Origin of the sequence: Kocuria atrinae C3-8, from assembly GCF_000286355.1 — a bacterium.
In the GTDB taxonomy this organism is placed as follows: domain Bacteria; phylum Actinomycetota; class Actinomycetes; order Actinomycetales; family Micrococcaceae; genus Kocuria; species Kocuria atrinae_A.
Window position 1 is genome coordinate 1 of sequence record NZ_AJXN01000131.1, and the last position, 6,525, is coordinate 6,525.

At 65.2% G+C, this 6,525-nt stretch carries 7 protein-coding genes; 3 read left to right on the top strand and 4 right to left on the bottom strand.

Annotated features, from left to right (window positions below):
• From YO9_RS0113295 to YO9_RS0113305, 3 genes are all read right to left on the bottom strand, one after another.
• On the bottom strand, positions 1-1,406 hold a 1,406-nt coding region (locus YO9_RS0113295), incomplete at its 3' end, for an LCP family glycopolymer transferase (RefSeq protein WP_016997923.1).
• Positions 1,407-1,706: 300 nt separating this feature from the next.
• Entirely contained in the window at positions 1,707-2,210 is a 504-nt protein-coding gene (purE, locus tag YO9_RS0113300) for a 5-(carboxyamino)imidazole ribonucleotide mutase (RefSeq protein ID WP_223286571.1), read from the bottom strand.
• 32 nt (positions 2,211-2,242) lie between these two features.
• Positions 2,243-3,427 carry a 5-(carboxyamino)imidazole ribonucleotide synthase gene (locus YO9_RS0113305; RefSeq protein WP_016997925.1) on the bottom strand — a complete coding sequence of 395 codons (1,185 nt, stop codon included), beginning with the start codon at positions 3,425-3,427 and terminating at the stop codon, positions 2,243-2,245.
• Positions 3,428-3,653: 226 nt separating this feature from the next.
• Between YO9_RS0113305 and YO9_RS0113310 the strand changes: the two genes are divergently transcribed.
• Positions 3,654-4,244, top strand: a complete 591-nt coding sequence (locus YO9_RS0113310; protein ID WP_016997926.1) for a GtrA family protein — start codon at positions 3,654-3,656, stop codon at positions 4,242-4,244.
• Positions 4,245-4,286: 42 nt separating this feature from the next.
• Here YO9_RS0113310 and YO9_RS0113315 read toward each other — a convergent pair whose 3' ends face one another.
• Complete coding sequence (locus YO9_RS0113315; protein ID WP_016997927.1) at positions 4,287-4,763, bottom strand: hypothetical protein; 477 nt, start codon at positions 4,761-4,763, stop codon at positions 4,287-4,289.
• Positions 4,764-5,237: 474 nt separating this feature from the next.
• Here YO9_RS0113315 and YO9_RS20175 point away from each other — a divergent pair, with 474 nt between their 5' ends.
• Together YO9_RS20175 and YO9_RS0113325 are read left to right on the top strand one after the other, a co-directional pair.
• The gene (locus YO9_RS20175; RefSeq protein ID WP_016997929.1) at positions 5,238-5,840 is read left to right on the top strand and encodes a WhiB family transcriptional regulator; all 603 of its coding nucleotides are present in this window, start codon (positions 5,238-5,240) and stop codon (positions 5,838-5,840) included.
• 8 nt (positions 5,841-5,848) lie between these two features.
• Positions 5,849-6,331 carry a DUF3499 domain-containing protein gene (locus YO9_RS0113325; RefSeq protein ID WP_016997930.1) on the top strand — a complete coding sequence of 161 codons (483 nt, stop codon included), beginning with the start codon at positions 5,849-5,851 and terminating at the stop codon, positions 6,329-6,331.
• Positions 6,332-6,525: the final 194 nt, after the last annotated feature.

Consider the following 6,525-nt stretch of genomic DNA (forward strand, 5'->3'; position numbering starts at 1 on the left):
CACGCCCACACCACCCGGCGCACCTGCACGCCACGGGCCGGGACGTTCGACGACGCCGCCGCGTCAGCGCCGTCGTCCGTCGCCCTGTCGAGCACGCCCTGGAGATCGGACTGGAAGAGCTGGAAGTCCGGGTACGTGGGGAAGGACTGATCGTAGAAGGGCGGGCCCACGGCGTAGGACTCGAGGTCGTGGTTCTTGGCCTTCATGGCCACGTTGACCAGGGAACCGATCGAGGACTGCGGAATGTCAGTCTCGATGATTTCTTCACCCGAGTTGGCCAGATCCTCGAACTTGGTGGCCACATTGACCGGGTTGAGCTGCTTGAGCATTGCGGCCTGAACGCAGCGCTGGCGCGCCTGCCGGTCGTAGTCCGTGGCACCTTCGCGGGAACGGGCGTACCAGAGGGCGTGGTGGCCGTCCATGTGCTGCACGCCGGGTTCGATCCAATCGAGGATCGGGTTGGGCAAACCGGTGTCCATGTTGGTGCCACCGCCCATGGGCACGCGTCCGCCCACGTCCAGGGTGATGCCGCCCAGGGCGTCCACCAGGGATTCGAAACCGTCCATGTCGATCAGTACGTAGCCGTGGATTTCCAGGCCGGTGACGCCCTCGGCGGCGTCCTTGGTAGCCTCAGCGCCGGGGTCGGCCACGTCCGGGTAGCGATCCTGGTGGTTCTGCATCACATCCGTGTAGATGGCGTTCATGATGCACTCGTCGCCACAGCTGAAGCCGCTGGGGTACACGTCGTTCATCGGGGAATCGTCCGGGAACGGCACGTTCTGCAGGTTGCGGGGCAGAGAAACGGTCACGGTGCGCCCGGAATCCGCGTCCACGCTGAGCACGGTCATGGAGTCGGGGCGGCGGCCTTCACGGTCATCACCGGCGTCGCCGCCCATGAGCAGGATGTTGTAGCGGCCGTTGTCCGGGGCGAACGGTAGACCTCCGCCAAAGATGTTGGACACCGCACCACGAGCCACTGAGACCAGATGAGCGGCGTAGCCCAAGCCACCGCCGGTGATGAGCATGGCCAGAACGGTCACGATGACCACGGCGCGGCGAACCTTGTCGCCCAGAAGGCCCGGTCTGATCAGGCGGAGCGTGTCGAACCACAGGAATACCCAGCCGATAGCCAGTCCAATGAGTCCGAACATCAGGAGCCATGACGTGATCGAGTTGGTGAGCAACCAGATCAGCGCGGTCTTCCATACGAGCCAGAGCACTGCGGAGAAGAGAATGAGCGCCCACACGGTCACGGTCACGCGCAGTGCCAGCCGCCCCAGGCCTTTGCGACCAGCCACCAGCTGGGCCGAGCCGGGAACCAGGGCGGTAGCCCCCAGCAGCCACCACGCACGTTTGGTGCGGTCCGCGGGTGCCGCGAACTTGGGGTTGATCAACGGATCGGCCACGTTGGAGCGCTTCTTGCGCGGGCCACTACCGGGATCGCGGGTCGCGGAAGCACCGTGGAAGGTGTCTTCCGCGTAGCCCTCATCCGAGTGGGGGGCTCCGGCCGTGGGCGGGTAGGGGTACCCCTACATCGCTCGAGGATGATCCGTTCACGTGCAACTCCGTGCTGATGGGGAAGGCGGTGTTGCGGCCGGCTCACGCGGGTGATTACGGGAACCACGCTGACGCGAGTCACGACGCACTGCGGTCATTGTGCCGCTCCTGGCTGAATCCCGGCCGAAAATCGGTCGGCCGGGAGAGTTCTACTCCTGGGTCGTGGCGCCTCGCAACACGGTGTCCCGCAGCGCCTGGCCCTTACGATGAGCGGTCTCGGACAACTCCCGGGCAAAGTTCTGCAGATTGTCCCGCAGGTGCTCGGCGGACGTGTCGGTGGCAGAGGCCAACACACGTGCGGCCAGCAGACCAGCATTGCGCGCGCCCCCGATCGACACGGTGGCCACGGGGACACCCGCGGGCATCTGCACGATCGACAGCAGCGAGTCCATGCCGTCCAGCGTCTTGAGCTGAACCGGCACACCGATCACCGGCAGGGGCGTGACCGAGGCCAGCATGCCCGGCAGGTGTGCCGCGCCGCCGGCTCCGGCAATGATCACGCGCAGACCGCGTTCGTGTGCGGTCTGCCCGTAGTCGAGCATTTCGTGCGGCATGCGGTGTGCGGACACGACATCCGCCTCGTACGGAATGCCCAACTCTTCCAGGGCTTCTGCGGCCAAGCGCATGGTGGACCAGTCGGAATCTGAGCCCATGACCAAGCCCACGATCGGGGCCTGCGTCTGGGTTAGGGGAGTGGCGCCCACGTGGGGTGTGCTTTGCCCTCGGACTGGATGTGGGTGGGTTCTTCCGAACGATCCTCGCCGTCGCGGATGATGCCCGCGGCACGCGTCGCGATGCGGCGCAGTTCGGCGGTCTCATCCGCGGAACCGACCACGTTGACGTGACCGATCTTGCGGCCGGGACGCACCGACTTGCCGTAGTTGTGGATCTTGGCGCGCGGCTCGGCAGCCATGGCGGCCGGGTAAGCCGCGAAGAGGTCCTGATTGTCGCCGCCCAAGAAGTTCTTCATCACGGCAACATCCGCGTTGAGCTCCGTGGCACCCAAGGCCCAGTCCAGAACGGCACGCAGGTGCTGTTCGAACTGGCTGGTTACGGAGCCGTCCATGGTCCAATGACCGGAGTTGTGCGGGCGCATGGCCAGTTCGTTGACGGCAAAACCGGCGCCGTGGCCGGGGGTCTCGAACAGCTCAGCCGCCATCACACCGGTGACGCCCAGTTCCTGGGCCAGCATGATCGCCGCTCCCGACGCCGCCGCAGCAACTTCCGGGTCCAGGCCGGGTGCCGGGGCGATCACTTCATCGCACACGCCGTTGACCTGCACGGATTCCACCACGGGCCACGCCTTGGTTTCCCCGGACGGTGTGCGTGCGACCAGAGCGGACAGCTCACGCGTGAACGGGACGGCTTCCTCCGCGAGCAGGCCGTCCTCGGAGGCCTGGGCGAACCACGCCGGGACCGGATCCTGGTGAACGGCCTGAGCGTCGTCGAGCTTCAACACGCCCTTGCCGTCGTAGCCGCCGCGCGGCGTCTTGAGGATCAAGGGCCAACCCGCGGTTTCACCGAAGGCCAGCAGCTCGTCCGCGGAACGCACCTGGGCCCACTGGGGGTTGGGCAGGCCGAGCCTCTCCACGGCCTTGCGCATGACCAGCTTGTCCTGCGCGTTGACCAGGGCGTCCGGACCAGGTTGCACCGACACCCCGGCCTCCTGAAGGGCACGCAAGTGCTCGGTGGGCACGTGCTCGTGATCGAAGGTGACCACATCCACCTCTGAGGCGAACTGCCGCAGGGTGTCCAAATCTTTGTAGTCCCCAACGGGGGAGGTGCGGACGGCGGCCACGGCCGAAACGTCCGGGCCTTCCGCCAGGACGCGTAATTCCACGCCCAGCTCGGTAGCGGCGGGTGCCATCATGCGGGCCAGCTGGCCGCCTCCGACAACACCAATGACAGGACCTGTAATGGGGAAACTCACGTTCCCCAGAGTATCGCCACAGCGGGCCACCAGCTATTTAGGAGTAGGATGCACCTCAATATGCGGGTAGATCACGCGTCTCTGCGGATCGCCCATGGGCGTGCAGTAACCAGCGCGCGTGACTTCCCCGAGCGACGGAAACCGAGAACCATACGTGAATAGCATCATGGAACGCGCTGACGCGCTGTGGCACCTGTTCGTCAAAGAACTCATGAAGTTCGGCGTGGTAGGTGCGCTGGCGTTCGTCATCAACGCGACGCTCACGTGGATCCTGATGCACACCCCGTGGTTCGAGGACAGCCACATCAAGGCCAAGTTCGTTGCCACGGTTGTGGCCATCCTGTTCTCGTGGATCGCCAACCGATTGTGGACCTTCCGCGAGAAGCGTCAGGACAACAAGCGCCGCGAGTTGATCCAGTTCCTGGTGGCCAACGGTATTGGCCTGGGTATCGAGATGGGCTGTTTGTTCTTCAGCTACTACGTGCTGGGACTGCAGTCGGCCACGGCATCCTTCATCTCCGGCACGATCATCGGCACCATCCTGGGTACGATCTTCCGTTACTTCGCCTACCGCTTCTGGGTGTTCCGTCAGGAACTCGACGAGGACCCGGATTTCGCCGGCAGCCGCGAAGAGGAGTTCGCGTTCATCACCGGTCAGATCCCCGTGGTGCACCGCAAGGAGGAGACGCCCCCTACGGATTCCGACGCGCCTTCCAAGCGCCATTCGGATTCGGACGCTCCTCCTAGCCAGGTCTGAACCGGATCTGATCGGCTGAACGGGGTCTGACCGCTCGGCCCCTCACTCACCCGACAGCGGGACCGCCTTCTCCTGCGCCAGGACATCCGGCGTAACATCCGCCGAATTCGCGGCCAGCAACACGGCACCATCGCGCAGTAGAACCCCCAGCACGGTCAGTAACGCGCGTTCGTCCCAGCCGTCCTCCAGCGGCAAGTACACGGTGTGGTCCTCGATCGACGACGCCGCTCGCACGGCTTCCGCGAGCAGGTCACCGTGCGAGATACCTGCCTCTGACAAGGCATCATCGCCGTCCTGAGGTTCTTCCATTCCCATGTACACGTCCGGAAATGATCGGACCTCGGCACAGAAGTCGATGGCCGGACCCGGAACCGGTTCCGCACAGGCGAAGGTGAGCGCGGGGGTTGCCACGGCCAGGACGTTTTCGGCGGGAACGTCGGCATTGAAATGACCTTCGAGTGCTGCGTGGACGGCGGCGTCGTCGGCGGAATTCTCACCGAACCGGACCGAGGCACCCACGCGAAGTGCGGCGAGGGTGAGAACACGAGTCGCCAGTGCTGGCGCGGGGAAATGGTGATGAGCTGCCCGGATTCAACATCCAATTCGTCGACCAAAAGGCTCGCGGATTTTTCGACCCAGTTGACGAGAACGCGCCCGGAAAGTTCCACGCGTTCGGCTCCGTCACGCCAGATGAGCGCGGGAGTGGGGCGTTCGGAAAGCTGCTCCAGGGCCTGTGCAAATGTGGCCGGTGTGCGTCTCACGCGGAAACTCCTTAGGGTAAGTGACGGTCCTTCGACCACACTGACGGCACGCCGGTCAAATCTGCAAGTCCGCTAAACCCAGCTTGACTCAGCGGGACTTACACGCGTGTAATTAGGGGGTCCGCTTCGGGCCAAGCGGACCAACCCTTCGCCTGGAGCGGTTGGTACCCCGCGGCCCAAATGGGCAGGTCACGGGCACCATATAGCTTTTGCGTCGGACGGAAGGACTGACATGGGAGAGGCCGCACGCCGCCACTTCAACGATCACGAGGACACCGCCGAGCAGGGCCGTGCAAATGCGCACGAGGTGATCCCCGCTGATTGGTTCGTCGATCCCGTGGATCAGGCACGTGGCGGATCCGCCATGGAAGTCACCACCCTGGACGATCTCGCAAGCGCCTTCTTGGCCGCACATCCCGAATCCGCCGGCGACGTGATGTTGCGATCCGATCGCCGCAAGGCCAACGATTCCGAACCCGTGGCGCAGACCCCCGCGCAGCCGCCGGTTCCGCAGAACCTCACGGACGTGGACGTTCACGACCCGCAGAGCGTGGATGCGTCCGTGTGGCAGGCGGTTGCCGGCCTGTACTCCGTGAGCGAGGGCGACGCCGAAGGCGAACTCGCCTGGCAGACCGACGCTCTGTGCGCACAGACCGACCCCGAAGCGTTCTTCCCCGAAAAGGGCGGCTCGACCCGCGATGCCAAGCGCGTGTGCGAGGCGTGCCCTGTGAGCGGCGAATGCTTGGATTACGCGATGTCCAACGACGAGAAGTTCGGCATCTGGGGCGGGCTCTCCGAACGCGAACGCCGCAGGCTGCGCCGCCGGGGACGCTGAGCAAGCGCATGAGCGAAGAACTTCCTCAGCGCAGCTGCAGTCGCCAGACCTGTTCCCGGGCCGCGGTCTGCACCCTGACCTACGTGTACTCGGACTCCACCGCCGTGATCGGCGCGTTGTCCGCCCGTTCCGAACCGCACGCGTACGACCTGTGTGCTTTTCACGCTGACCGGATGACCGCCCCGCGGGGTTGGCGTGTGGTGCGTCTGGAATCTCCGGACGGCTGGAACCGCGACGATCTTGACGCCGTGGTCGAGGCCGTTCGCGACGACGAGCCGGCCGCGCGACGTCGTCCGCAGTCGCCTCAGCGGCCAGGAATGCGAACCCCCGGTCGAGTATTGCGGGACGTTTCATTCAATCGTCCGCAGGCCGAAACGTCCGGCGAAGAACGGTCCGAGGGCGAGCGAGAGGTGAAGCCCCAAGCCGCACCGGAATTCAGGTCCGCGCCCCTGCCGTCGAACATGCGTCGGGCCCACCTGCGCCGCCCGTAATCCATCCGAAGTCAACTTGTTGTTGGGCCGGTAACCGGGCAGTCTGGGTGAGATCCAGCCACGCGAAGTAAGGTTCTCCATGGCCCCCCAATCCCACCGCAAGAGCACGTGGCGTTCGCGCGCCATCACCGGTCTGGCGGGTTTCAGCGTGCTGGCCCTGGCCGCGTGCGGTACAGGTTCCGGGGGCGACGGCG